The 26,025-nt window shown below is 68.8% G+C and carries 24 protein-coding genes; 12 read left to right on the top strand and 12 right to left on the bottom strand.

The genetic code is table 11. The features are described 5' to 3' along the window. Window positions 1-90: 90 nt before the first annotated feature. The 3 genes from RZE79_RS22020 to msrA all read right to left on the bottom strand — a co-directional run bounded on the left by RZE79_RS22020 (window position 91) and on the right by msrA (window position 3,244). Window positions 91-2,190, bottom strand: coding sequence for a TonB-dependent receptor domain-containing protein (locus RZE79_RS22020; protein ID WP_319356834.1), 2,100 nt, complete (start codon window positions 2,188-2,190; stop codon window positions 91-93). Window positions 2,191-2,274: 84 nt separating this feature from the next. Further along, on the bottom strand, window positions 2,275-2,634 hold the full coding sequence (locus RZE79_RS22025) for a hypothetical protein (protein WP_319356835.1): 360 nt from the start codon (window positions 2,632-2,634) through the stop codon (window positions 2,275-2,277). Window positions 2,635-2,692: 58 nt separating this feature from the next. Beyond that, the gene (msrA, locus tag RZE79_RS22030; protein WP_319356836.1) at window positions 2,693-3,244 is read right to left on the bottom strand and encodes a peptide-methionine (S)-S-oxide reductase MsrA; all 552 of its coding nucleotides are present in this window, start codon (window positions 3,242-3,244) and stop codon (window positions 2,693-2,695) included. A gap of 105 nt (window positions 3,245-3,349) precedes the next feature. Here msrA and RZE79_RS22035 point away from each other — a divergent pair, with 105 nt between their 5' ends. The 4 genes from RZE79_RS22035 (at window position 3,350) to RZE79_RS22050 (ending at window position 6,727) form a co-directional block, all read left to right on the top strand. After that, window positions 3,350-4,030 (top strand): TetR/AcrR family transcriptional regulator, encoded by a 681-nt coding sequence (locus tag RZE79_RS22035; protein WP_319356837.1) that lies wholly within the window; start codon window positions 3,350-3,352, stop codon window positions 4,028-4,030. 95 nt (window positions 4,031-4,125) lie between these two features. Continuing rightward, entirely contained in the window at window positions 4,126-4,803 is a 678-nt protein-coding gene (locus tag RZE79_RS22040) for a protein-L-isoaspartate O-methyltransferase (RefSeq protein ID WP_153282780.1), read from the top strand. 16 nt (window positions 4,804-4,819) lie between these two features. Next, the gene (locus RZE79_RS22045; protein WP_070062458.1) at window positions 4,820-5,173 is read left to right on the top strand and encodes a rhodanese-like domain-containing protein; all 354 of its coding nucleotides are present in this window, start codon (window positions 4,820-4,822) and stop codon (window positions 5,171-5,173) included. Between the two features lie 24 nt (window positions 5,174-5,197). Further along, on the top strand, window positions 5,198-6,727 hold the full coding sequence (locus RZE79_RS22050) for a TolC family outer membrane protein (RefSeq protein WP_319356838.1): 1,530 nt from the start codon (window positions 5,198-5,200) through the stop codon (window positions 6,725-6,727). Between the two features lie 299 nt (window positions 6,728-7,026). Here the strand turns inward: RZE79_RS22050 and RZE79_RS22055 are convergent, their stop codons facing one another. After that, window positions 7,027-8,421, bottom strand: coding sequence for a 3-deoxy-D-manno-octulosonic acid transferase (locus tag RZE79_RS22055; RefSeq protein WP_319356839.1), 1,395 nt, complete (start codon window positions 8,419-8,421; stop codon window positions 7,027-7,029). A 7-nt stretch (window positions 8,422-8,428) separates the two neighbouring features. Continuing rightward, on the bottom strand, window positions 8,429-9,811 hold the full coding sequence (locus RZE79_RS22060; RefSeq protein WP_319356840.1) for a phosphomannomutase/phosphoglucomutase: 1,383 nt from the start codon (window positions 9,809-9,811) through the stop codon (window positions 8,429-8,431). A gap of 110 nt (window positions 9,812-9,921) precedes the next feature. Here RZE79_RS22060 and RZE79_RS22065 point away from each other — a divergent pair, with 110 nt between their 5' ends. The 3 genes from RZE79_RS22065 (at window position 9,922) to RZE79_RS22075 (ending at window position 13,068) form a co-directional block, all read left to right on the top strand. Beyond that, complete coding sequence (locus tag RZE79_RS22065; RefSeq protein WP_319356841.1) at window positions 9,922-11,535, top strand: Ada metal-binding domain-containing protein; 1,614 nt, start codon at window positions 9,922-9,924, stop codon at window positions 11,533-11,535. Beyond that, complete coding sequence (locus RZE79_RS22070; protein WP_153282775.1) at window positions 11,532-12,029, top strand: methylated-DNA--[protein]-cysteine S-methyltransferase; 498 nt, start codon at window positions 11,532-11,534, stop codon at window positions 12,027-12,029. The genes RZE79_RS22065 and RZE79_RS22070 overlap by 4 nt, the downstream gene beginning before the upstream one ends. 76 nt (window positions 12,030-12,105) lie before the next feature. After that, window positions 12,106-13,068, top strand: coding sequence for a DMT family transporter (locus RZE79_RS22075; protein WP_319356842.1), 963 nt, complete (start codon window positions 12,106-12,108; stop codon window positions 13,066-13,068). Window positions 13,069-13,075: 7 nt separating this feature from the next. Here RZE79_RS22075 and RZE79_RS22080 read toward each other — a convergent pair whose 3' ends face one another. Continuing rightward, window positions 13,076-13,729: a DUF1345 domain-containing protein gene (locus RZE79_RS22080; protein WP_153282773.1), complete on the bottom strand. Its 654-nt coding sequence runs from the start codon at window positions 13,727-13,729 to the stop codon at window positions 13,076-13,078. Between the two features lie 187 nt (window positions 13,730-13,916). On the opposite strand from RZE79_RS22080, the gene RZE79_RS22085 reads away from it, so the two are divergent. Beyond that, window positions 13,917-14,750 (top strand): hypothetical protein, encoded by an 834-nt coding sequence (locus RZE79_RS22085; protein ID WP_153282772.1) that lies wholly within the window; start codon window positions 13,917-13,919, stop codon window positions 14,748-14,750. 115 nt (window positions 14,751-14,865) lie between these two features. Further along, complete coding sequence (locus RZE79_RS22090) at window positions 14,866-16,473, top strand: AMP-binding protein (protein WP_319356843.1); 1,608 nt, start codon at window positions 14,866-14,868, stop codon at window positions 16,471-16,473. A 1-nt stretch (window position 16,474) separates the two neighbouring features. On the opposite strand, the gene RZE79_RS22095 is transcribed toward RZE79_RS22090, so the two are convergent. The 3 genes from RZE79_RS22095 to RZE79_RS22105 are packed head-to-tail and all read right to left on the bottom strand — an operon-like array spanning window position 16,475 to window position 19,991. After that, a complete protein-coding gene (locus RZE79_RS22095) occupies window positions 16,475-18,022 on the bottom strand; it encodes a long-chain fatty acid--CoA ligase (RefSeq protein ID WP_319356844.1) in 1,548 nt (515 codons plus the stop codon). Window positions 18,023-18,027: 5 nt separating this feature from the next. After that, window positions 18,028-19,164: a DUF5938 domain-containing protein gene (locus tag RZE79_RS22100; RefSeq protein WP_319356845.1), complete on the bottom strand. Its 1,137-nt coding sequence runs from the start codon at window positions 19,162-19,164 to the stop codon at window positions 18,028-18,030. Between the two features lie 23 nt (window positions 19,165-19,187). After that, window positions 19,188-19,991 carry an SDR family oxidoreductase gene (locus tag RZE79_RS22105; RefSeq protein WP_319356846.1) on the bottom strand — a complete coding sequence of 268 codons (804 nt, stop codon included), beginning with the start codon at window positions 19,989-19,991 and terminating at the stop codon, window positions 19,188-19,190. 202 nt (window positions 19,992-20,193) lie between these two features. Here RZE79_RS22105 and RZE79_RS22110 point away from each other — a divergent pair, with 202 nt between their 5' ends. After that, entirely contained in the window at window positions 20,194-20,898 is a 705-nt protein-coding gene (locus RZE79_RS22110) for a TetR/AcrR family transcriptional regulator (RefSeq protein ID WP_319356847.1), read from the top strand. After that, window positions 20,895-21,599 (top strand): glutathione S-transferase N-terminal domain-containing protein, encoded by a 705-nt coding sequence (locus tag RZE79_RS22115; protein WP_319356848.1) that lies wholly within the window; start codon window positions 20,895-20,897, stop codon window positions 21,597-21,599. Before RZE79_RS22110 ends, RZE79_RS22115 begins: the two co-directional genes overlap by 4 nt. A gap of 27 nt (window positions 21,600-21,626) precedes the next feature. On the opposite strand, the gene RZE79_RS22120 is transcribed toward RZE79_RS22115, so the two are convergent. The 3 genes from RZE79_RS22120 to RZE79_RS22130 are packed head-to-tail and all read right to left on the bottom strand — an operon-like array spanning window position 21,627 to window position 24,952. Continuing rightward, a complete protein-coding gene (locus RZE79_RS22120) occupies window positions 21,627-21,884 on the bottom strand; it encodes a hypothetical protein (protein WP_319356849.1) in 258 nt (85 codons plus the stop codon). Between the two features lie 3 nt (window positions 21,885-21,887). Next, window positions 21,888-23,189, bottom strand: a complete 1,302-nt coding sequence (locus RZE79_RS22125) for a lysine N(6)-hydroxylase/L-ornithine N(5)-oxygenase family protein (RefSeq protein WP_319356850.1) — start codon at window positions 23,187-23,189, stop codon at window positions 21,888-21,890. Between the two features lie 50 nt (window positions 23,190-23,239). Next, the gene (locus RZE79_RS22130) at window positions 23,240-24,952 is read right to left on the bottom strand and encodes a cyclic peptide export ABC transporter (RefSeq protein WP_319356851.1); all 1,713 of its coding nucleotides are present in this window, start codon (window positions 24,950-24,952) and stop codon (window positions 23,240-23,242) included. 217 nt (window positions 24,953-25,169) lie between these two features. Between RZE79_RS22130 and fhuF the strand changes: the two genes are divergently transcribed. After that, window positions 25,170-25,913: a siderophore-iron reductase FhuF gene (fhuF, locus tag RZE79_RS22135; RefSeq protein ID WP_319356852.1), complete on the top strand. Its 744-nt coding sequence runs from the start codon at window positions 25,170-25,172 to the stop codon at window positions 25,911-25,913. The last annotated feature ends 112 nt before the right edge of the window (window positions 25,914-26,025 follow it).

The following is a 26,025-nucleotide window of genomic DNA, read 5'->3' on the forward strand; positions in this document are numbered from 1 at the left end:
CAAGCGGCGCTTGCAGAAGCTGCAGCTTCATCACAGGCCGCTTGCCCCCACCCCTGCCCTCCCCCAGCGGGGGAGGGAGAAACACCGCGATCAGAACGTGACGCGCAACCCCACCTTCAGCGACCGCCCCGGCAGCGGCGCCTTCGGGAACACCGTGGTCGTCAGGATCGAGGTCGGCGTGTACGCCAGCTTGTTCCCGATGTTGTCCATGCGCGCGTACCAGGTGAGGTTGGCGCGCTGCACCTTCATGCGGTAGCTGATCGACGCGTTCCACAGCGTGTACGCGTCCGTCTCGCGCGCGCCCACGTCGGGCACGCGGCGCTGCGCGGCGTTGTAGTCGAAGCCGACACGCCCGGTCCACGGTCCGTTGCCATAGGCCAGCGTGGCGCCCAGGCGCAGCGGTGCGATGCGCGGCAGCGGCTCGCCGGTGTCGAGGTTCTTGGCGCGCACGATGTCGCCGCGCCATTCGAGGTCGAGCGTGCCCGCGTCGGCCATGCGCGCGAAGCCGTCGGCGCCCAGCAGCCGCAGGTTGCCGTTGGCCTCGATGCCGGTGAAGCGTGCGCGCATGCCGCCGTAGCGGTACTCGGCCAGCGTGTCGACGGCCTCGGGGTCGGTGACGACCTGGCCTTCTTCATCGAGCGTGCGGCCCGACGCGGTCAGGCCGATGTAGTTGCGAAAGCGCGTGACATACGCGTTCACGCGGGCCGTGTTCGGGCCCGACTTCCACTGCGCGCCCAGGTCGAAGCCGGTGGACTTTTCCTTGCCCAGGTTCGGGTCACCGATCTCCCAGGCTGCGGTCGCCACGTGCGGGCCGTTGGCGAGCAGCTCGTAGTCCTTCGGTGCGCGCTCGGTGTAGGCCAGGTTCGAGGTCAGCTGCCACTGCGGCGTGAGGTTGACCAGCGCGCCGAACGCCGCGCTGTGCGGGTTGAAGGTGCGCTCGCCGACGGCGAAGCGCGTCACCGACAGGTCGTCGGGGTAGCCCAGCGAGCGCACCGTGACCTTCTCGGTGCGCGCACCGAAGCTCAGGCGACCCCACGAGGTGCCGAGCTCTTCGTGCAGGAACAGCGCGTTGGCGCGCGTGCGGCTGTGCGGCGCAAAGGCCTCCGCGCCGTCGGCGGCGAAGCGGTTGGTCTCGCGGCTGAAGCCGACCAGGCCTTCGAGGTCGCCGATCTTTTCGTGCCGCGCCTCGATGCGCAGGTCGTTGCTCAGGTTCGAGAAGGTGGTGCCAGCTTCGGCGCCTTCGAACTCGGTGTGGCGGTAGTCGGTGCGGCTCACCTTGGCGTGGATGCTGCGGATGAAGCCGCCCGGGCGCCATTCGCCTTCCAGCGCGTAGCGGTCGGACTTCATGCCGATGGTCACCTCGTCCTCGGCCACGGTGCCGTAGTTGCTGCGGTAGGTGCTGGCCGAGGCGCCGATCCAGCCCTGGCTGAAGAACAGCGTGCCGCCGACCGCGCCGCCGTTTGCCTGGTTCTGCGAGTTGCAGATGCGGCGCGCGAGCGACAGGCGCCCGGGCTTGCTGCATTCGAGGTCGATCGGCACCGACACGTCTTTCGAATCGCGGTTGAAGGCGTCGACGTGCAGGGCGAAGCGGTCGTTGCCGCCTTCGAGCAGCACGCCGCCGCTCTTTTCCTTGTTGCCGCTGGCGTAGCCCAGCTCGGCACGGCCGCCGAAGCCGTTGATGGGCTCGGTCGGGATGCGGTTGTCGATCACGTTGACCACGCCGCCCACGGCGCTGCCGCCGTACTGCAGCGCCGACGGGCCGCGCAGCACCTCGATGCGCTCGGTCACCAGCGCATCGACGGGCACCGCGTGGTCGTAGCTCAGCGCCGAGGCGTCGGGCGCACCGCCACCGTTCTGCAGGATGCGGATGCGGTCGCCGTCCTGCCCGCGGATGCTGGGGCGGCTGGCGTTGGGGCCGAAGTAGCTGCTGCTCACGCCGGGCAGGTTGTTCAGCGTTTCGCCGAGCGTCGCTTCGGAGCGCAGCAGCAGCCGGTCGCCCGACAGCGAGGTGGTCGGCGCAATCAGGTCGCTCGCGCCCAGCGGGTTGCCGGTGACGGTGACCTCGCGCAGGCTGGAGGTGTCAGCGACAGCAGTGGCGGCAGCGGTGTCGGCGGTCTGGGCCAGGCTCGCCACCGAGGCGAGCGAAAGAACGGCAGCGCCGATGGCGTTGCGACGGAAGTGGGGGGTCATGAAGAAAGAACACTCGTTGAATCGGGGAACGACCGGCCGCCCTCACCCGCCGAAGGCAGGTGCAGCAACCGGAACACAGGGGATTCAGCGAGTGGAAGGCGGGCCGCGCGCGTCGAAGAGCGCGACCCAGCGGGCGATGGCTTCGCCCTGCAGATAAGCAAACGTGGCCGCCGGCAGCAGCATCGGCAGCACCACCAGCGGCACGCCGGGCACGCCCGTGCCGTGCGCAAGCTGGTCGTACAGGCGGCAGTCGGCGTCGTCGTGCACGCCGAACAGGCTGGCCAGCGTGTGGCCGGTGCCGTGCCGGTGCTCGGCCTGCGCCGTCGCGGCTGCGGCAGCCGGAAGGCCCGGCACGTGCAGCGAACGGTGCATCAGCCCCATCGTGCCCGCGAACCAGAGCGCGAACGCCAGCGCGACGACGAGCGCGCGCGTGGTGCGCGTCATGCGGGTCGGAGTCTGGCGGAGGGTGGCGGACACAGGGGCGTGAAGAAAGAGCGAAGGATCAGGCCTTGACGCGCGAGGCGAAGGTCTTCTGGAACTTCTCGACCTTCGGGCCGACCACGAACGCGCAGTAGCCCTGGTTCGGGTGGTTCAGGAAGTAGTCCTGGTGGTAGGTCTCGGCCGTGGAGTAGTTGGCCAGCGGCGCCACTTCGGTCACGACAGGCGCGCTGTAGGTCTTGCTGGCCTCGATCTCGCGGATCACGGAGTCGGCCACTTCTTTCTGCGCGTCGCTCGACGTGTAGATGCCGCTGCGGTACTGCGTGCCGACGTCGTTGCCCTGGCGGTTGAGCGTGGTGGGGTCGTGCACCACGAAGAAGATCTCGAGCAGCTCGCGCAGGCTGATCTGCGCCGGGTCGAATTCGAGTTTCACGACCTCGGCATGGCCGGTGCGGCCGGTGCAGATCTGCTCGTAGGTGGGGTTCACCGTCTGGCCGTTGCTGTAGCCCGATTCGACGTCGAGCACGCCCTGCACCCGGTCGAACACCGCCTCGGTGCACCAGAAGCAGCCCCCGCCGAGCACGATGGTTTCGGTGGGCGACGGTGAGGAAGACATGGCGCGGCTCCGGGTGGGGTTGGAAAAAGCGGGGGACCGGTATTGTCGCGGCTTGACGGGCCGGATGCCGGTCACTACATTACTAACCCGTCAGTCATTAACACCATGCCGTCCCCCCGCTCCCTCGTCGACAAGTTCTGTCCGCTGCCTTCTTCCAAGCGCGCGCGGCGCAAAGAGGCGCGCCCGGGCGAACTGCTGGCGGCGGCGCTCGACCTGTTCGTCGAAAAAGGCTTTGCCGCCACCCGCTCGGAAGAAGTGGCAGTGCGGGCCGGCGTGTCCAAGGGCACGCTCTTTCTGTACTTTCCGAGCAAGGAAGAGCTGTTCAAGGCCGTGGTGGTCGAAAACCTCGGCGGCCGTTTCACGGAGTGGAACGCCGAATTCGAGGCCTTCGAGGGCACGACCGCCGACATGCTGCGCTACTGCATGAACGTCTGGTGGGAGCGCGTCGGCCTGACCAAGGCCTCGGGCCTGACCAAGCTGATGATGAGCGAAGGCGGCAATTTCCCCGAGCTGGCGGAGTTCTACCGCCAGCAGGTGGTGCGCCCCGGCCACGACCTGCTGCGCCGCATCCTGCAGCGCGGCATCGACCGCGGCGAGTTCGTGCAGATGGACATCGACCACGCCATCTACTCGGTGGTCGCGCCCATGGTGTTCCTCATGCTCTGGAAGCATTCGGCCATGGTCTGCGTCGACGGCGTCAGCGCGCTCGACCCCGAAAAATTCATCGCCACCCAGTGCGACACCGTGCTCAACGGCCTCTGCGTGCGCCCCGGGAGCCCCGCATGACGGCCGCCGGATGGCCGACTGGCGCGGTGGCGTCATCGGTGCGACCTAAAATTGAAGGTTTGTCCCCGTCCAGAGCCTTCAAGGAAAGCCACGCCATGAACCCCACGCCCACCCTCGAGCGCTTGCGCTTCAACATGATCGAACAGCAGATCCGTCCCTGGGACGTGCTGGAGTCGGACATCCTCGAGCTGCTGGCCGAGATTCACCGCGAAGACTACGTGCCCGACGAACACCGCACGCTGTCCTTCTTCGACATGGAACTGCCGCTGCTCGACGGCTCGGTGCCCGGCGAATTCATGCTGTCGCCCAAGGTCGAAGCCCGCACCCTGCAGGACCTGCACATCCAGAAGCACGAATCGGTGCTCGAGATCGGCACCGGCTCCGGCTTCATGGCCGCCCTGCTCGGCGCCCGCGCGGCCCAGGTGCTGTCGCTCGAAATCAACCCCGTGCTGGCCGCCCGCGCCGCGGAGACGCTGCGCCAGAACGGCGTGACGAATGTCGAAGTGCGCCACGCCGACGGCGCCGTGCCGCTGGCCAGCGGCCCGAGCTTCGACGTGATCGTGCTCAGCGGCTCGGTCGCACGCATTCCGCAGAACCTGCTCGGCTCGCTCAAGGTCGGCGGTCGCCTCTCGGCCATCGTTGGCGAAGAGCCCATGATGCGCGCCCACTTCGTGACCCGCACCAGCGAAAGCAAGTGGGACACGATCCAGCCCTGGGACACCGTGGCGCCGCGCCTGCTGAACTTTCCCGAGCCTTCGCGCTTCGCGTTCTGATCGAGCGGCCCACCGAATGATCGATCAAGTCCGCCCCGCCGACCTGGCCGCCTGGTTCGCCCAGGACGCCGACGCCGCCCCCGTGTTGCTCGACGTGCGCGAGCCCTGGGAGCTGCAGACCGCGAGCGTTGCGCCGCAGGGCTTCACGCTGGTCGCGATCCCGATGAACGAGATCCCCGGCCGGCTGGCCGAACTCGCCGCCGGCGACGGACAGCCCGCGCCCCGCATCGCCTGCCTGTGCCACCACGGCGCCCGCAGCCAGCGCGTGGCCGCTTTTCTGCACCAGAACGGCTTTGACTCGCTCGCCAACGTGGCGGGGGGCATCGACGCCTGGTCCGCGCAGCACGACCCGAGCGTGCCGCGCTACTGATTCTTTCGCTCCCAAGGACGTTCAATGCCTCCCAGGCCCCGGCTTGTGCCACTTTCCGCAGCCCTCGCAAGCGTCATTGCAGGCCTGCTCGCCCTGCCGGCCCAGGGCCAGACACTGAACGAACTCTACGATTCCGCACGCGGCTTCGACGCCACCTACCAGGGCGCACGGGCCCAGTACGAAGCCAACCTGGCACGCGCCGCGCAGGCCAAGGCCGGCATCCTGCCGGCGGTCGGGCTCACCGCGGGCGTGAACCGCAGCAACCTGGACATCGACACCCTGACCGGTGCCGGCCGCGGCACCAGCACCCCGCGTGACTTCACCACGCAGAACGTCGGCATCAACGCCACGCAGCCGCTGTACCGACCCGCCAACTGGGCCACCTACGAGCAGGGCAAGCGCCAGGCCGAAGTGGCGCAGGCGGTGCTCACCATCGCCGAGCAGGACCTCATCGTGCGCGTGAGCCAGGCCTACTTCGACGTGCTCGCCAGCCAGGACAGCCTGGCCCTGGTGCGCGCGCAGAAGGTCGCCGTGGCCGAGCAGCTGGCGTCGGCCAAGCGCAACTTCGAGGTCGGCACCTCCACCATCACCGACTCGCGCGAGGCCCAGGCCCGCTACGACCTCGTGATTGCCCAGGAAATCGCTGCCGAGAACGACCTGCAGGTCAAGAAGGTGGTGCTCGACCAGCTGGTCGGCCGGCCGGGCAGCGTGCCCGTGCCGCTGGCCGCGCCGGTCGTGCTGCCGACCGCGCAGCCCGCCGACATCAACGCCTGGGTGGCGCAGGCCGACGAGGTGCATCCGGCGATCCGCCAGGCGCGCCTGGGCCTGGACGTGGCCGGGCTCGAGGTGCAGAAGGCCCAGGCCGGCCACAAGCCCACGCTCGATGCCAACCTGGGCTACAACGTCACGCGCAACCCCAACGGCACCAGCACCAGCACCGTGGGCACGCGCGTCAACGCTGCCACGGTCGGCGTCACCTTCAACCTGCCGCTGTTCGCGGGCTTTGCCACCGAGAACCGCATCAAGGAAACGCTGGCGCTCGAAGACCAGTCGCGCAGCGTGCTCGACGGCACGCGCCGCAGCGTGGCGCAGGCCACGCGCGCGGCCTACCTCGGGCTGGTGTCGGGTGCGGGCCAGGTGAAGGCGCTCGAAGCCGCCGAAGCCTCCAGCCAGAGCGCGCTCGACGCCAACAAGCTGGGCTACCAGGTGGGCGTGCGCATCAACATCGACGTGCTCAACTCGCAGAGCCAGCTGTTCCAGACCAAGCGCGACCTCGCGCAGGCGCGCTACAACGTGCTGCTGGGCAACCTGAAGCTGCGCCAGGCCAACGGCACGCTGACGACCGACGACATGAACGCGATCAACGCGACGCTGGCGCGCAATGGCAGCACGCCTGCAGTGCCTGCCGCGACGACCGGCGCACCCGTGGTGCCCGTGACGCCGCCGGCCATTCCGGTGGTGCCGCCGGTGCCGGTGCAGCCGTTCAACCCGCCCGCGCCCACGATGCCGTCGGCACCACCGCCGCCGGTGATCCTGAATCCGCCGGTGCGCTGATTGGTTTTTCTCCCTCCCCCGCTGGGGGAGGGTCGGGGTGGGGGCACGACGGCCTCCGCCCCACAACAACGCTCGTTGGGCGCTTGCCCCCATCCCATCCTTCCCCCGGAAGGGGAAGGAGCGGATACGGGGTCAATCCCCTGAATCCGTCGATGCGCTGAGGGGAGTTTGTCTTTCTCCCTCCCCTTCCGGGGGAGGGGCGGGGTGGGGGCACGACGGCCTCAAACCCATTGCGGCGCTCGTTGGGCACTTGCCCCCATCCCAGCCTTCCCCCAGAGGGGGAAGGAGCCAACACCAAGTCAGTCGAGGGTGGGCTCGGCCCGCGCCGCTTCGGGCGGTGGCGCGCCGTCGTCATCGGCCACCGGCGTCGTCACCGGTTCCGCCGCCTGCGCAATCGCCAGCACCGCGGCCGCCGTGCGTTCGGCCGCCCCGCGGTTCGACGACGAGAAGGCCAGCGCCGCCTGCGCCATCGCCGCACGACGCTCCGGGTTCTCGACCAGCTTGAGCGCGGCCGTCACGGCCTGCTCCATGCCTTCGACGCGCAGCGACGCGCCCGCCGCGAGCGACAGCTGCGCCGCCTCGGCGAAGTTGAAGGTCGACGGGCCCATCACCACCGGGCAGCCGCAGGCCGCCGGTTCGATGAGGTTCTGTCCGCCCAGCGGCTCGAAGCTGCCGCCGAGCAAGGCCACGTCGGCCAGGCCGTAGTACAGCGCCATTTCGCCCAGCGAATCGCCGAGCCAGATTTCGGCCTCGGCCGGCTGGCCAGCGGCACTGCGGCGCGCCACGGCAAAGCCTTCGGCCTCGATGAGCGCCGCCACTTCGTCGAAACGCTGCGGATGGCGCGGCACGATCATCCATTGCACGTCGTGCACACGCTTGGCAATCGAACGGATCGCGCCCTGCTCGGGCGGCACCGGCGACGTCGAGCCGAAGCGCTTGAGCACCTCGAGCAGCAGGCGCTCTTCGCCATCGCGCGAACTGGCCAGCACGACCATCGGCCGCGGCAGGTGCTCGCGCAGCGACACGGCCGTGGCCAGTTGCCGCGCATCGGGCGTGGCGTCGAACTTGAGGTTGCCGTAGATGCCGGCCACCTTGGCGCCGAGCGACACCAGCCGGTGCGCGTCGGCCTCGGTCTGCGCCCACACGGCGGTGAGCGCCGAGTACGCGGGCCGTGCCAGCCCGCTGAGCCGTTCGGCCGCGGCGCGCGATTTCTCGTTGAGCCGCGCATTGGCCAGCACCAGCGGAATGCGGCGCTCGGCGCAGGCGGCGGCCATTTCGGGCCAGACCTCGGTTTCCATCAGCACGCCGATGCGCGGCTGGAAGCGGTCGAGAAAGCGGGCGACAGCGCCGGGCGTGTCCCACGGCTGCCAGACCTGCGTGTCGCCGGGCTCGAGCAGCTTGGCGCCCTCTTCGCGGCCCGTGGCGGTGCCGTGCGTGAGCAGGATCGGAATGCCCGGGTACTGGCGCCGCAGTTCGGCGATCAGGATGGCGGCGGCGCGCGTCTCGCCCAGCGAGACGGCGTGCACCCAGCACTGGGCAAAGCCGGTGGTGGCGTCGTCGTAGTGGCCGAAGCGCTCCTCGACGGCCACGGCATAGCCGGGCTCGGCGATGGCGCGGCGCCGCAGCTTGCGGCGGACCAGCGGTTGGACGGCGGTGGTGAAAACGCCGTAAAGGCGAAGCAGCAGGGAACGCACAGGTTCTTCAGTGGGCAGCAGCGGCCAGCGTGGCGTCGGGCTTGACCGTCCGCAGCACCGCAAGCATCTCGGTCTCGATGCGTTGGAGCGCCGCCTCGGTCTGGCCTTCGAAGCGCAGCACCAGCACGGGGGTGGTATTGGAAGCGCGGATCAGCCCGAATCCATCGGGCCAGTCCACGCGCAGGCCGTCGATGGTCGAGACCTGGGCGGGCGCGTCGAAGCGCGCGTTCTGCACGAGCTGGGCGACCAGCACGTGCGGCTCGCCTTCGGCGCAGGCGACGTTCAGTTCAGGTGTCGAAAAGCTGGTGGGCAGCGCATTCAGCACGGCGTTCGCGTCCGGATGCTTGCTCAGGATTTCGAGCAGGCGGCAGCCGGCGTAGGTGCCGTCGTCGAAGCCGTACCAGCGCTCCTTGAAGAAGATGTGGCCGCTCATCTCGCCGCCCAGCGGCGAATCGATTTCCTTCATCTTCGCCTTGATGAGCGAGTGGCCGGTCTTGTAGATCATCGGCGTGCCGCCCGCGGCCACGATGGCCGGCGCCAGGCGCTGCGAGCACTTCACGTCGTAGACGATGGTGCCGCCCGGCACGCGCGAGAGCACGTCCTGTGCAAAGAGCTGCATCTGGCGGTCGGGGAAGATGTTCTGGCCGTCTTTGGTGACGATGCCCAGGCGGTCGCCGTCGCCGTCGAAGGCCAAGCCCAGTTCGGCCCCGCCCTTGGCCAGTTCGGCCATCAGGTCGTTCAGGTTCTCGAGCTTGCTCGGATCGGGGTGATGGTTGGGAAAGTTGCCGTCGACTTCGCTGAACAGCTCGACCACCTCGCAGCCGATGGCGCGGAAGATCGCCGGTGCGGTCGCGCCCGCGATGCCGTTGCCCGAATCGACCACGATCTTCATGGGTCGTGCGAGCTGGATGTCGCCCACGATGCGCTGCACATAGGCCTCGGTCACATCGACCTTGCGCACACTGCCGCCGGGCGCCAGCGTGGCGCTGCCGTCTTCCATGGTCTTGCGCAGGCCCTGGATCTCGTCGCCGTAGATCGCGCGGCCGGCCAGCACCATCTTGAAGCCGTTGTAGTCCTTCGGGTTGTGGCTGCCCGTGACCTGGATGCCGCTGGTGCACAGCGTGTGGGCCGCGAAGTACAGCATCGGGGTCGTGACCGCGCCCACGTCGATCACCTCGACGCCGGTGGCGACCAGGCCGTCGATCAGTGCGTCCACCAGCGCCGGGCCCGACAGGCGGCCGTCGCGCCCCACGGCCACCGAGGTCTCGCCGGCCGCGCGCGCCGCGCTGCCGAAGGCACGGCCCAACGCCTCGGCCACTTCGACATCGAGACTGAGGGGCACGACGCCGCGGATGTCATAGGCCTTGAAGATCGATGCGCTGAGCTGCATGAAGGGCGGGGTCACTGTTGGTTCGGAGTCGGGCATTGTAGGCAACGCGTTGTAGACATCGATGTCCGAAAACGGCCAGTTGAAACGAGTCGAAACCGTATCATTTCCCCATGTCTACCGCCCACGCCCCCTCCGAAGTGCTCGAGAGCGACGCCTGCTACCTGGCGATGAAGACGCACGACGCGCGCTTCGACGGCTCGTTCTTCACGGCCGTGACCTCCACCGGCATTTACTGCCGGCCGGTCTGCCGCGTCAAGCTGCCGCGGCGCGAGAACTGCCGCTTCTTCCGCCACGCGGCCCAGGCCGAGGCAGCAGGCTTTCGGCCCTGCCTGCGCTGCCGGCCCGAACTGGCGCCGCGCGCGGCCAGTTGGTCGACCGAAGATGCCTCGCGCATCCTCGCGCTGCAGGCGGCGCGGCTCATCGACGAGCCCGACGCCTGGTCCGAAGAAGGCCCCGGCGCGGCGCAGATCGCGGCGCGCCTGGGCGTGAGCGACCGCCACCTGCGGCGCATCTTCGAGGCGCAGTTCGGCGTGTCGCCGCTGCAGTACCTGCAGACGCGCCGCCTGCTGGCCGCCAAGCAGCTCATTGCCGACACGCGCCTGCCGATGACGCAGGTGGCACTGGCCAGTGGCTTCGCGAGCGTGCGGCGCTTCAACGCGGCCTTCGTGGCGCACTACGGACTCAACCCGAGCGCACTGCGCCGCGCGGGCGGCACCGAGGGCGGCGAAGGCAAGGCGATTGAAGTGCGGCTGGGCTTTCGCCCACCCTACGACGCGAACGCCATGCTCGGCTTCTTCGCGCGGCGCGCACTGCGCGGCGTCGAGACCGTGCACACCGCCGACGGCAAGGAACCCGCCAAGGGCAGCACGCCGACCTATGTGCGGCTGGCGCGCACGCTGCGCGTGCAGCAAGGCGGGCAGACGCACGCCGGCTGGCTGCAGTTGCGCTTCGACCTCGAGCGCGAACAGGTGCTGCTGGCCGTGAGCGATTCGCTGGCCGCGGTACTGCCGATCGTCATCAGCCGCGCACGCGCGCTGTTCGACCTCGACGCGGAGCCGATGGCGATCAACGCCGCACTGCACGCCGCCTTTCCGCATGGCGACGGGCTGCGCGTGCCGGGCACGGTCGACGGCTTCGAGCTCGCGGTGCGCGCGGTGCTGGGCCAGCAGATCACTGTGGTCGCGGCGCGCACGCTGGGCTCGCGGCTGGTCGAGGCCTTCGGCGACGCGATCGACACCCCCATCGACGGCCTGACCCGCCTGTTCCCCACGCCAGCCGCGCTGGCAGCGGCCAGTGGCGATGCGCTCGGGCAGCTGGGCATCGTGCGCCAGCGGCAGGCCGCGCTGCAGGCCATTGCGCGCGAAGTGGCCTCGGGCCGGCTGGCGCTGCATGCGGGCGCCGACGTGCCCTCGACCCTCGCGGCGCTGCAGGAACTGCCCGGCATCGGCGCCTGGACCGCGCAGTACATCGCGATGCGCGCCCTGCGCTGGCCCGACGCCTTTCCCGCCGGCGACGTGGCCCTGCAGAAGGCGCTGGGCGTCACCACCGCGCGTGCCGCGGCCGAGGCCTCGCAGGCCTGGCGGCCCTGGCGCAGCTACGCGGTGCTGCGCGCGTGGCACACACCGCCCGCACCACCCGCACCTTCCGAGCCGGCATCGGCGATGACGCCGATCGCTTCTTCTTCCGACCTCGCAACGGCAGGCCTCGTGCCTGAAGGACCATGAAATTCAAACGCACAGTCATTTACACCTCGCACATCGACACGCCGCTGGGCGGCGTCACCATGGCCGCCACCGACCAGGGCCTGGCCGGCGTCTGGTTCGACCAGCAACGCCACTGGCCCGACACCGCGGGCTGGCAGACGAAGGACGACCATCCCGCATTGGTGGAAGCCGCTGCGCAACTGCTTGACTATTTCGCGGGCCGCCGCAGCCACTTCGACATGCAGCTCGACCTGTCGCACGGCACGGTCTTCCAGCAGGGCGTGTGGCAGGCGCTGCTCGCCATTCCGGCCGGCGAGACCACGACCTACGGCGCGCTGAGCCAGCGCGTAGGCAACCCGGCCGCGGTGCGCGCGGTCGGCGCGGCGGTCGGGCGCAACCCGATCAGCGTGATCGTGCCCTGCCACCGCGTGCTCGGTGCAGACGGCTCGCTGACCGGTTACGCTGGCGGGCTCGATCGCAAGACCGCCTTGCTCGAACTCGAAACCGGCAAGTAAGACAGAAGAAAACACCGCCCGTGGCGCAGCGCGACATCTCTTCGATGGCGCACTGCGCCATTCCTCAAAGAGACGCATGACCACAACGAACAACAACACCACCGTCGCTTCCTCGCCCGCACCCGCCACTGCCGCGCTCGCGCCCAAGGCGTGGCTCATCGATCTCGTGCTGCTGGGCGCGCTGTGGGGCGCCTCGTTCCTGTTCATGCGCATCGGCGCCGCAGAGTTCGGCGCGTTGCCGACGGCCGCCGTGCGCGTGGCCATCGCGGCGCTGTTCCTGCTGCCGATCGCGCTGCTGCGCGGCCAGGGGCCGTCGATCGCGAAGCACTGGAAGGCCAGCCTCACGGTCGGCATCTTCAACTCGGGCATGCCCTTCGCGCTGTTCTGCTTTGCGCTGCTGACCATCAACACCGGCCTGGCGGCGGTGCTCAACGCGACCACGCCGATGTTCGGCGCGCTGGTGGCCTGGGCCTGGTTCCGCGAACGGCCGAACGGCTCGCGCCTCGTCGGGCTGGTGATCGGCTTCGCGGGCGTCGCGATGCTCGCCAGCCGCAGCGCCGGCCTGCATGCCGGTGCCAGCAACCACGCCGCGCTGTGGGCCGTGCTCGCGTGTCTCGCGGCGTGCCTCTGCTACGGCATCTCGGCCAGCGCCACGCGGCGCCACCTGGCCGGCGTGCCTGCGCTGACCACGGCCACGGGCAGCCAGATCGGCGCCACGCTGTTCCTCGTGCTGCCCGCCATCTGGCTCTGGCCCGCGCAGATGCCCAGCCTGCGCGCGTGGGCAGCGCTGCTGGCGCTGGGCATCGCCTGCACGGGCGTGGCCTACATCCTGTTCTTCCGGCTCATCGAGCGCGCCGGCCCGGCGCGCGCGCTCACCGTGACCTTCCTCGTGCCGGTGTTCGCGCTGTTCTATGGCGCCGTGTTCCTCGGCGAGCAGATCACGCAGTGGATGCTGATCTGCGCCTTCGTGATCGTGTGCGGCGTGGCGCTGTCGACCGGCATCGTCAAGCTGCCGTCGCTGCGCAAGGCCGCGGGCTGAGCTTTCTTCAGACCACGCCTGCGACCACGTTCACCGACAGCGCCAGCACAAGCATGTTGAAGGCGAAGGCGAGCACGCTGTGGACCAGCGTGATGCGCCGCATCTCGTGTGAGGTGGCCTGCACGTCCGACACCTGCGAGGTCATGCCGATCACGTAGGCGTAGTACATGAAGTCGAAGTAGTCGGGCGCTTCCTTGCCCGGAAAGTCGAGCCCGCCGTCGGAGGCGTGGTCCTTGCGATCGATGTAGTAGCGGTGTGCGTAGTGAAAGGCGTAGATCGTGTGCATCATGAGCCACGACCCCGCCAGCGCCACCAGCCCGAGCGCCACATGGGCGCCGCGCGCCCAGCCGCCGAGCTGGCGCACCTGCTGCAGCAGCATCGCGATGGCGACCACGCTCACGCCCACCGCCACCAGCATCGACACCAGGATCACGACGTTGGGCTGGTCCAGCTGCTGCGCGCGTTCGCGCGTGCGCTGGGCATCGAAGGTCTCGGCCAGCCACCAGCTGAGCACCTGGTACACCGTCACGCCCGCGCACCAGCCGGCCAGCGCGCGCGCCGTGAAGCCCATCGGCCAGGGCAGCAGCGCCACCGCGACGGCTGCCGCGGCTCCGTAGAGCAGGCGTTGTGGACCGGTGGTGGTGGAAAGGTGTGCGCGCATGGGCGGACTGTAGCGCCGTGGTGTGCATCGGCGCGCGATCGGCAATTTCCTACAGCCACATCGGCCATCGGCGCATGCACAGCCCGGCGCCGTCTCACTAAGGTGGTGCGGTTCCAGGGAGCTCAGCCCGCAGGCGTCGCGACCCACGCGCAGGCCCGAGGCGTCTTTCATCCGAAGGATTTCTTTCATGCTGTTGCCTCGTTCGCGCTCGCGCGGCGTCCCTGGCACGCTGGCCGCGGCCGGCGTTCTCTTCACCTGCATCGCCGCGCCCGTCGTCGCGACGGCCGAACCTTCTCCGGCGCTGGACCGTTTCAGCTTCTCGGTGGGTGCCTTCAGTGCCGACCCCAAGTTCAGCGCGTCGGTCGAAACGCCCTACGGCGCACTGCGCTCCAACGACCTCAAGCCGGGCCGCGTGACCATGCCGCGCATCACGGCCGATGTGCTGATCGGCGACAGCCAGGGCATCTCCTTCGACTACTACCGCTACAAGCGCGACTACGACGGGCAGATCGGGGGCAGCACCACGATCGGCGGCTTCGGCGCGCTGAACGCCATCGGCAGCGCCAACCTGTCGGCGCAGCTCGACTTTGCCAAGCTCGCCTACAAGTGGTGGCTCGGCTCGGGCAACACCGTCTTCGGGCTGGGCGCCGGCGCGGCGTACTACCGCGCGACGCTCGGTGCCAGTGCGCTGGTCGGCGTGAACGGACAGGTGCGTTCGGTCAGCGAGCGCTCGAGCGACAACGCCATCGCGCCCTTGCTCGAGGTCGGCGTGCGCCACGCGATCACACCCGACCTGCGGCTGTTCGCCGATGCCTCGGGCGTGTGGAAGAGCAGCGGCCGCTTCCACGGCAACATCTACAACGCCGCAGCCGGCGTGGAGTGGTTCCCGGTGAAGAACGTCGGCCTGGTGCTGTCGTATGGCGTGACCAACATCGACCTCACGCGCGAGGGCGGCTTTGCCGATTCGCGCCTCAAGGTGCGGCTGCAGGGGCCCTCGGCCTTCCTCAAGGCCCGCTTCTGACAGGGCCCGATGCGGCCGCGTGAGCGCCGCATAGCCACTCTTCGCAAGACCGGCAGGCGGTGCCGGTCTTAGTCTGCGCTCCGATCGACATCACAACGACCGGAGACACGACGCCATGCCCGCCGCCCGCCCAGAGACCGCACCCTCCTCCTTCCAGCGCATCGCCCGCATTGCGTTGGGTGACGTGATCCACCGCAGCGCGCGGCGCTTCGGCGCGCGCACTGCGTTGATCGAGGGCGAGCACCGCATGAGCTACACCGAACTCGATGCCGCATCGAACCGCTTCGCGCACCACCTGCTGGGCCTTGGCCTGGCGAGCGGCGAGCGCGTGGGCATGCTGTGCAACAACTCGATCGAGATGGTGGTCGCGCTGCTCGGCATCCAGAAAGCCGGACTGGTGTGGGTGCCGATCAACACGGCGCTCGCCGTCGATGCCATCGGCTACATCCTCGAACACGCCGAGGTGCGGCACCTCGTGATCGACACCGCGCTGCACGCCAAACCCGAACTTCGCCAGCTGCTCGACACGGCGAAGGTCTCGCCGCTGCTGTGCGTGCTCGACGGCGACACGCCACCGCCTGGCATGCCCACCGTGGCGCAGGCCATTGCGCAAGGTCCAGCCACGCTGCCCGACGTGGCCATCGACAGCAACCAGCTCGCGCTCATCATGTACACCAGCGGCACCACCGGCCGCCAGAAGGGCGTGATGCATTCGCACGCCTCGGTGCACTCGGTGCTCATGAGCAACATGCTCGAATGGGGCGGCAGCCCCACGCACCACGATGTGTGGAGCAACGTGCTGCCGCTCTTTCATTGCGGGCAGCACACGGTGCTGATGTCGGCGCTGGCGGTGGGCGGCACGAACGTCATCCTGCGCGGCTTCGACCCGGGCGCGATGCTCGCCGCCATCGAGCGCCACAAGATCACCGTGACGGTCGGGCTGCCGATGATGTACGGCGCGCTGCTGGCGCACCCGCAGCGCGCATCGCGCGACCTGTCGAGCCTGCGGCTGTGCGTGTATGCGATGGCGCCGATGTCGCGCACGCTGCTGCTGCGCCTTCTCGACACCTTCTGCCCCAACTTTGCACTGGCCTCGGGACAGACCGAGATGTACCCCGGCGCCACCATCTTCGAGACCCACCAGCAGCGCGAGCGCTTCGGCTCGTACTGGGGCGTGGGCACGATGGTGAACGAGGTCGCGGTGATGGGCGACGAGGGCGAACTGCTCGCACCGGACCAGATCGGCGAGATCGTCTTTCGCGGACCGAACGTGATGCTCGGCTACTACAAGGACCCGCAGGCCACGGCCCACGCACAGCGCTTCGGCTGGCACCACTCGGGCGACCTGGGCAAGCTCGACGGCGACGGGCAACTGATCTTTCTCGACCGGCTCAAGGACATGGTCAAGTCGGGCGGCGAGAACGTGCCCTCGCTCAAGGTCGAGGAGGTGCTGCTGCGCCACCCGGCCGTGCTCAACGCCGCCGTGGTCGGCCTGCCGCACGAGCGCTGGGGCGAGGCCATCACGGCCTTCGTCACGCGCCGGCCCGATGCGCCGGAAGAACTCTCGGAGGCCGCGCTGGCGGCGCACTGCAAGGAACACCTCGGCGGCTTCGAGGTGCCCAAGGACATCGTCTTCCTGCCCGCGCTGCCGATGACCTCGACGGGCAAGATCCAGAAGTTCGAGCTGCGCCAGGCCCACCAGGGGCACTACCAGCGCGACTGATTCAGTCCGGCGACTGCAGCTTCTGCAACAGCGACGCCCGCACTTCCTTCTTGAGCACCTTGCCGACCTTGGAGCGCGGCAGGTCGGCCCACACCTCGACCTGCTTGGGCGCCTTCACGCTGCCGATGCGCGACTTGACGAAGGCCTTGATCGCCTCGGCATCGACGCTGCGGCCCGCATGCAGCTGCAGCACGGCCACCACGCGCTCGCCCCACTTCTCGTCGGGCAGGCCGACGACCGCGCTGTCCTGCACGTCGGGGTGCTGCATCAGCACCTGCTCCACCTCGGCGGAGTAGACGTTGAAGCCGCCCGAGATGATCATGTCCTTGGCGCGATCGACGATGAACAGGAAGCCGTCGGCATCGAGGTAGCCGATGTCGCCCGTGTGGTGCCAGCCGTGGCGCGAGGCCTCCTGCGTGGCCTTCGGGTCCTTGTAGTAGCCGCGCATCACGAGCGAGCCGCGCACCACGATCTCGCCGCTCTCGCCTGTCGGCAGCAAGGCGCCCTCGCCGTTCATGATGCCGACCTGCACCAGCGGCCCGGGCCGCCCCGCCGAGGCCAGGCGCTGGCGCGCCACCGAACCGTCGGCGTTGAAGTGGTCGCGCGGCGGCATCATCGAGACCATCATCGGCGCCTCGGTCTGGCCGAAGAGCTGGGCCATGACGGGGCCGATCTTGTCGAGCGCTTCTTCGAGCCGCGCGGCCGACATGGGCGCGGCACCGTACCAGAAGCACTGCAGCGAATCACGCTTCGTCTGTGCCAACTCCGGGTGCTGCAGCAGCATGTAGATCAGCGTCGGCGGCAGGAAGGTGTGGGTGACACGCCGGCGCTCGATGAGCGCAAGGAACTCGCTCAGGTCGGGCTTGGGCATGATGACCACGCGCCCGCCCAGCGCCATCACCGGCAGGCACAGCACGCCGGCCGCATGCGTGAGCGGCGCGAGCGCCAGGTACACGGGCCGGCCCTCGAAGGGATAGCCCATGAGCGTCAGCGCCGACATGGCCTCCAGGTTGCCGCCCGAGAGCATCACGCCCTTGGGCTGGCCGGTGGTGCCGCCGGTGCCGGCGATCATGGCCACGTCGTCGGGCGGCGCGATGTCGATGGGTGCGTCGTCCAGCCCGTCGAGCCATTCATCCATGGCAGGCGCAAAGGCCTGCTGCTTGTCGAGGCACACCAGCGCCTTCAGTTGCGGCAGCTGCGCGCGCATCTGCTCGACCATGGGCGCGTAGTTGCTGTGGAACACGAGGCACGTGCAATCGAAGGCATCGAGCACGAAGGCGTTCTCGCTGGCTTCGTTGCGCGGGTTGATCGGGCACCACACGCAGCCCGCGCGCGAGATGCCGAACACCGTGGCGAAAGCCATGGCGTCGTTGCTCGAGAGCACCGCCACCTTGCTCCCCGGCGCGATGCCGGTGCGCTGCAGGCCGCGCGCCACGCGCCAGCTGACGCGCTGCACCTGTGCATAGCTCAGGTCGGCGTCGCCCATGGTGAGGCATGGCGAATCGGCGCCCTGCTGGGCGCCTTTGTCGAGGTAGTCGACGAGGCGCATGGGGGTCAGCCCATCCGCGTGAGCACGGGTTCCTGCACCAGCCCGAAGCTGCGCAGCGCCCCCAGCAACTCGCGGTGCCCGAAGGCCTGGCAGCCCGACGCAAAGCCGGCGCGGCGCGGTGCCTGCTGCAGCAGCGAGGCCGCGGCATAGGCCTGCAACAGGCCGGTCTGCTTGTAGTTGCAGTTGCCGAAGATCACGCAGTGCGCGCGGCCCAGCGGACCCGAGGCGTGCACCGAATCGACGGACTTGTTGATGCGCGGGTTCTCGCGCGGCGGCATGGTGTTCATCACGCCCGCCGCCGTCTGCGCCAGCGCGGCATAGCGGTCTTCGTCGTTCATGCCCTCGGTGGCCTTGAGCGCAGCGGCCACGATCTGCGGCACGCCCAACATCAGCGGCTTGTTGAAGACGCCACCGAGCACCTTCACGTTGGCCACGCGCGGATCGCGCTTGAACCACACGGGGTGCGAGGTGCCGCCCCAAGGCAATGCCAATGCGGCTTCGTGCTGGCCCGGAATCGACAGGTGGTACAGGCCCGCGTCGGGTTGCCATTCGACGTACTGGTTCTGCTCCAGGAAGAAGGCCTTCGACGTGGCCGCGTTCACGAGGATGGTCTGCGTCGACGCGATGGTCGGGCTGCCGCCCCAGAACACGGCGATGTCGAGCGTGTCCAGGCCCGGTGTTTCCAGGCACAGCTGCGCGGCGATCTCGCCGGTGGTGTACATCTGCGCCAGGCCGGGCGAGAGCAGCAGGCCCGCGGCGGCGAACTTGGCGCCGTACTGTTGGTCGAGCGTGATGAGCCAGTCTTGTTCGCCGGTGGTGTCGGTGTAATGGCAGCCGGCGGCCAGGCAGGCATCGACCACCTCGGTGCCGAACTTCGCGAACGGCCCCACCGTGTTGAGCACCACCGACGCGCCGGTGAAGAGCTCGGTGAGCGCTTCGACCGTGTGCGCGACCTCGACCACCTCGTAGTCGGCCGTCTCGATGCCGGGCACGTTCGACTTCATCGCGGCTTCGAGCTTCTCTGCGCTGCGGCCCGCGGCAATGAAGGGGATGTGGTACTCGCGCAGGTACTCGCAGACCAGGCGCCCGGTGTAGCCGGAGGCGCCGTAAACGACGACGGGTTTCTTCTTGCTGCTGCTCATGTTCTTTGCTCCTTGTTGATCGCTCACATGCCCATACCGCCGTCCACCGCGAGGCCCGCGCCGGTGATGAACCGGGCGGCATCGGAGCAGAGGAAGACCACCACGTCGGCCATGTCGCCGACCTCGCCGAGACGGCCCAGCGGCGTCTGGCCGATGACGTCGCCCACGGCGGCTTCGACGCTGGGCGCAAGCCCGGCGGCCACGATGTCGTTGGCGAGCTTCATGCCCATGTCGGTGGGCACGAGCCCGGGGTAGATGCAGTTGACGCGCACGCCGTAGCCCAGCTTGCCGGACTCCATGGCCGCCACGCGCGTGGCGCGGTCGACCGCCGACTTGGTCGCCGAGTAGCCGGCAATGGCGGGGAACGCGATGGTGGCCGCGACCGACGCGATGTTGACCACCGCCCCGCCGCCGCCCGCGCTGCCGCCGGGGCGCATGGCGCGAAACGCGTGCTTCATGCCCAGCAGCGTGCCGGCCACGTTCACGTCGAGCATGCGGCGCAGGTCGTCGCCCTCGACGTCGATCACCAGCGAGGTGATCTCGATGCCGGCGTTGTTGACCAGGATGTCGAAGCCGCCGAGTGCCTTCACCGTGGCTTCGGTGGCAGCCGCCCAATCGCCGTCCTTCGTAACGTCGAGCGGAACGAAGCTCACCTTCGCCCCTTCGGCAGAGAGCCGCTGCGCGGTCTCCTTCCCAAGATCGGCGAGCACGTCGCCGATCATCACCGACGCACCCGCTTGCGCCAGTGCTTGTGCAATGCCCGCGCCGATGCCGCGCGCACCACCCGTCACCAGGGCCTTGCGCCCCGTCAAGTCGAACTTGGCCATCACTTGTCTCCTGTGAATATGTTTATGAGATGGAGCGGTCATGCTAGGAATCGACTTGACGAGTGTCAAGACTTTTCTTGACGACTGCCCAAATTCCGTAAAATGCCTCCGGACCGCACGCACGAGGGATTTCCCACGCCGCGTGCTATGGTTTGCAATCACCAGGAAACACAGCGGCCGGCACTCTGCGGCCTGGCTAGAAATGACCACTCATTCACGGGTAAAGAAGCACACCGGGCGGGTGCAGAAGGCGCCGGCCGACAAGTTCGCGGAGCGCCGCGCCGAGCTCGGCGAAGCCGCCCTCACCACGCTGGCCACGCTCGGCTACGCGCGCACCAGCCTGCGCGAAATTGCGCAGAACTCCGAGTTCTCGCACGGCGTGCTGCACTACTACTTCAGCGACAAGGTCGACCTCATCGTCTGCAGCGTCAAGCAGTACAAGGCGCGCTGCGTCACGCGCTACGACCACGCGGTCGACACTGCCACGACGTATGACGAGCTCATGGAAGGCTTCCTGCAGAGCCTGGGCGACACGCTGCAGGGCGAAGGCCACGTGCACCGGCTCTGGTACGACCTGCGTTCGCAGGCGCTGTTCGAAGCCGCGTTCCACGACGACGTCGTGGAAATCGACAAGAGCCTCGAAGACATGATCTGGCGCATCATGAGCCGCTTCGCCGAACTCTCGGGGCAAGACCCCGGCCTGCCGCCCTCGGCCTGCTACGCGCTCTTCGACGGGCTGTTCCTGCAGGCGCTGCTCAAGCACCTCTCGGGCGACACGAAGGCGATTGAAGACATGCAGGCCGATGTGCGGCAGTCGATCGAACGGCTGTTTGCGGTGCCTCCTGCTGCCCCGAAAAAGAACACCCGTCGCGCAGCACCGGCTGCCCTCACCAAAGAAAAGAAATGACCGATCTCTCGCACTTCCCCATCACGAAGAAATGGCCCGCCCAGCACCCTGAGCGGCTGCAGCTGTATTCGCTGCCCACGCCCAACGGCGTGAAGGTGTCGATCCTGCTGGAGGAAACCGGCCTGCCCTACGAGCCGCACCTCGTGAGCTTCGAGACCAACGACCAGATGTCGCCGGAGTTCTTGCCGCTCAACCCGAACAACAAGATCCCCGCCACCCTCGACCCGAACGGCCCGGGCGGCCAGCCGCTGGCGCTGTTCGAATCGGGCGCCATCCTGCTGTACCTCGCCGAGAAGACCGGCCAGTTCATCCCGAAGGATGCGGCTGCGCGCTACGAAACCCTCCAGTGGGTGATGTTCCAGATGGGCGGCATCGGCCCGATGTTCGGCCAGCTCGGCTTCTTCCACAAGTTCGCCGGCAAGGCCTACGAAGACAAGCGCCCGCGCGACCGCTACGTGGCCGAATCGAAGCGCCTGCTCGGCGTGCTCGACAAGCACCTGGCCGACCGCGCATGGATCATGGGCGACAGCTACACCATCGCCGACATCGCGACCTTCCCGTGGGTGCGCAACCTGATCGGCTTCTACGAGGCCGCCGACCTCGTGGGCTTCGCCGATTTCAAGAACGTCGCGCGCGTGCTCGAAGCCTTCGTGGCGCGGCCTGCGGTGGTGAAGGGCCTGGGGATTCCAGCGCGGGGCTGAGGCCCGGCGACACGCCCGTGGCGCAGGCTATTGCAGGTCGGGGCCGCAACGCCGCGCCTCGTCGAGCACGGGCTTCACCAACGCGGCGCCCGCCAGCGCCCACAGCGTGAGCGCCTCGTCGAACGCACGCACGTGCCGTGGGTCCTCGCCAAGCCACTGCACGAGCTGGTCGGCGTGGTCGCGCGAGGGCGCATCGTGCAACCGGCAGAACAGCACCCACGCGGTGTCGACAGCCGCCTGTGCGGGCACCGAGGCGCTGCGGGCCATCGCAGTGCGCCGAGGCATCGGCTAGATCTGGACGGCCTGCGGCGCGTCGCGCACCGCGCTTCGTGCGCGCGACTGCGCAGCAAGCAACGCGTTGCCGATCTCGCCCGTGCGCACCGACGTTACCGACAGCAGCGTGTCGCTCAGGCCATGGCTGTCTTCGCAAGCACCCTGCAGGTAGATGCCCGGATGGAAGTCGGGCGTGGCCTTCAGGCGGTAGTAGCGGTCGACGTCGTAAGCGCCGACATAGGGCGCGAGCGGCGCCAGCAGGTCCTTGTGCTGGTCGCGCGCATAGCCGGTGGCGAGCACCACGGCGTCATAGCGCACGGTGCTTTCCCGCTGCACGTCGCGGTCGAGCAGCGTGAGGTGGATGCCGTCGTTCGCGGCGCGCACCGAGCGCACGTCGTGCTGGCGCAGCATGCGCAGGCGGGTGCCGCACGCCACCTTCTGATCGTAGAAGACCTTGTAGATCTGCTGGATCAGGTCGAGGTCGGCCACCGCGTAGTTGGTCTGCGAGAACTCGTCGAGCAGCGCGGCGCGCACGTCGCGACCCTGGCTGTACATGTAGTCGGTGAAGTCGGCGTTGAAGACTTCGTTGACGAAGGGGCTGTCGTCCGAGGGCCGGATCGATCGCGCGCGCATGACGAGGTCGACCTGCGGCGCGCCGGGGCGCCCCTGCAGGTCCATGAAGATCTCGGCCGCGCTCTGGCCGGCGCCGACGATGGCCACGCGCCGCGCGTGGGGGTGCTGCGCCATGTCCTTGAGGTAGCTGCTCGAATGGAACACGCGCGGGTCGTCGCGCAGCCCGCGAAAGCCCTCGGGAATGCTGGGCACGCCGCCGATGCTCACCACCAGGTTGCGCGCGAGCCGCTCCTGCACGCGGCCGTCGGCGGTGCGTGAGTGCACGCGCAGCAGTTGCACTTCGCCGCCCTGCTTCTCGGGCTGCACGTCGAACACCTCCTCGCCGTAGCGGCAGGCATCCTCGAACTGGCCCGCGGCCCAGCCCAGGTAGTCGTTGAACTCGTGGCGGCTCGGGAAGAAGCTCTTGAGGTTGATGAAGTCCGTCAGCCGGCCCTTCTCATGCAGGTAGTTCACGAAAGTGAAGCGGCTGCTCGGGTTGCGCAGCGTCGCCAGGTCCTTCAGGAACGAGATCTGCATGTGCGCCTGGTCCAGCAGCATGTTCGGGTGCCAGGCGAAGCAGGGCTGGCGCTCGATGAAGAGCGCGTCCAGCGGCTTGCTGCCGTGGCGCTTCTCCTCGAGTGCGATGGCCAGGGCGACGTTCGACGGGCCGAATCCGACGCCGATCAGGTCATGGATGTGCTGCATGGGATGTCAACTCCTCTGTGTGTTGGGTGCGATCGAAAGGGCGCGTGCTTTCACGCGGCAAGATTCGCCGAAGCGCGGGCCCGGTCTTGTGCGATGCGTCCGGCCTTCATGGTGATCACGCGATCGGCCAGGTGGAAGTAGCGGTCGTCGTGCGAGATCACGACCAGCAGATGCCCCTTGGCGCGCAGCTCGGGAAGCAGCTCGGTGTAGAACAGATGGCGAAAGCTCGGGTCCTGGTCGGCGGCCCATTCGTCGAACACCAGCACCGGCCGGCCTTCCAGGTAGGCGTGCACCAGCGCCAGCCGCTTGCGCTGGCCGGTCGAGAGGTCGACGGTGCTGAACGAGCCGTCCTTGATGCTCACCTTGTGGGCGATCTCCAGGCGCTGCAGGTAAGGCAGCGCGGCCTGCGGCAACGCGTGCGTGCCGGCTTCACCCTTCTGCGTGGCGACGAGATCCTCGAACAGGTAGAAGTCGGAGAACACCGTCGTGAAGAGCTGCCGGTAGTCGTCGCGGGTCTGCGGCGTCACGGGCTGGCCGTCGAGCAGCACGTCGCCGGCCTGCGGCGCATACAGGCCGAGCAGCAGCTTGATCAGGGTGGTCTTGCCCGAGCCGTTGTCGCCCACCACGAACACCATTTCGCCGCGGCGCAGCTGCAGGTCGATGGGGCCGAGCACGAAGGGCTCGCCGCCTTCGGGCACATCGAAGGCATAGCGCACGCCGCGCATGCCGATGCCTTCCTGCATCCTGGCGCTGCCCGCCGGGCGCTCCAGATGCAAGTGCGGTTCGGGCGTCGCAAAGCGCGCCGACAGATCCGCGATGCGCTGGAACGCGATCTTGGCGCGGCCGACGTTGGGCAGCGCGCCGGCAATCATGTCGATCGGGCCCTTCAGGAACAGCAGCACCAGCACGAAGCCGCTGAGCACCACGGGCTCGGTGGCACGGAAGGCCGCCCAGCCGAGGATCATCGCGATCAGCAGGAAGAACAGGGCCGAGCCGAAGGCCGTGGCCATCACGTAGGTGTTGATCGCGCGGCTGTTGACGGTGCGGATGTCGTCGACGATGCGCTCGATCTGGTCGTCGAACATGCGCGTGCGGCGATCGCGGTGCATGCGCAGTTCCTTTGCGCCCTCGCTGATCGCACGGTAGGCCTTGTGCAGCTGGTCTTCGTGCGCGCGCGCCTTCCAGAAGCCGGCGCTGCCGCGCGTCTGGGCGACCGTCTGGATCGTCGCGCCGATCGCGAGCGCGACCACCAGCAGGCCGAAGAGCGGCAGCGACAGCCAGGCCAGATAGCCGAGGCAACCGAGCGCGACCGCCACGGCGATCAAGGTGGACGACAGCACGAAGGCGACGTCGCTGATCATGTCCACGTCCTGCGAGAGCACGGGCATCAGACGGTGGGTGCGGTAGCGCTCGAGCGCGTCGATGGGCGCCGAGAGAATCTTCTGCGCCAGGCTCTTGCGCACCTGGGCCACCAGGCGCTGGCCCACGAAGTTGGTGGAGACGTCCGACGCCATGCGTCCGAACAGCGCCACGAGGCACAGGCCGATGAAGGTCAGGAGCAGTCCACCGGCCATGCCGCCTTCCTGGTTCAGCACCAGGTTGATGGTGCGCAGCAGCGCGACCGTGGCCGCACCCGCGCACACGCCGGTGACCAGCGACAGCGCGATCCACGGAACGAAGGGCTTGAGCAGCCGCGCGATTTCCGCACCGCCTTCGCCGCCTTCGCGGCCTTCGCTGCTTTCACTGCCAGGGATCGATGTCATGCAAACTCTTTCCGCCCACGGGGGGCGACGAAGGCCCCGCGACGGAGCCCGAAAACTGCAGGAGCCACCCGGCCCGGCGGGCAGGATGCGGCGGCACGAGACCACCTTCTGCATAGACGGTCGGGCCCGGCCGATGTTCATCGGCGCCGACGCGATGAACATGCGCGGCGCGAAAACGTCTGGCAGGCATGCCCCCCGCGCCCTGCCTCGCCCTTCCGTGATCGCCCTGCTGGAGCCCCTCTTCCGCGGCGAGCTCGCGCCGATCGGCGAACGGCTGGTGTGCGCGCCGGAGGTTCCGTGCGAAGCGCTTCGCGTGTCGGACCTGGTGAGTTCTGTTGCGCTGCTGGCCGACGTGCTCGGCCGGCATGCGGCCGTCCACCGCGTGACGGACGGCGACCTGCGCGCCGTCGCCTCGGCCTGGAGCCTTGAATATCTTTCCGTGCTGCTGCCGCCGCTGGTGGCGGGTGCCAGCGTGTTCCACCACGGGTTTCCGGCCGCGGTGTCGCAGATGTGGGTGCGGTTCGACGGGCGCGGCGAGCCCGTGGACTTTCATGTCCGCGAACTGGGCGTGCCGCAGCACGGCGCCGACACCGCGCAGCGCTACGCGCCCTTGCTGTGGCAGCACCTGACGCCCCTGTTCTCGGCCATCGCCGGGCTCACGCGCATCGCGCCGAAGATTCTTTGGGGCAATGCCGCGCGGATCCTCGAGCCGATCCTCGACCGGGGCGTGGCGCTCACCGGCGGCGCGGCCTCGCTGGTGCAGGACCGCGCGCATCTGCTGCACGCCGCCACCTGGACGCAAGGGGCGGCGAATCCGCTGCACGGCCGCCAGCGCGAAGTCGTCCGCCCGCAGGACGGCCGCGCCGTTCGGGTGAAGCTGCACCGCCAGTGCTGCCTGAACCACCTGCTGCCCGACGAGGGCTACTGCAGCATCTGCCCGCTGGCGCCGCAGCACCGATGAACAGATCCCGCCGCGTTTCGTCTCCTCAGGAGACGAAACGGAATGGCGCGCGCCTGCGTGTGCCATTGCGCCAGTGCGTTCCTCCACATCACCCACCTACACGGACTCCCCC

The organism is Variovorax sp. EBFNA2 (assembly GCF_033802765.1).
Taxonomy (GTDB): domain Bacteria; phylum Pseudomonadota; class Gammaproteobacteria; order Burkholderiales; family Burkholderiaceae_C; genus Variovorax; species Variovorax paradoxus_H.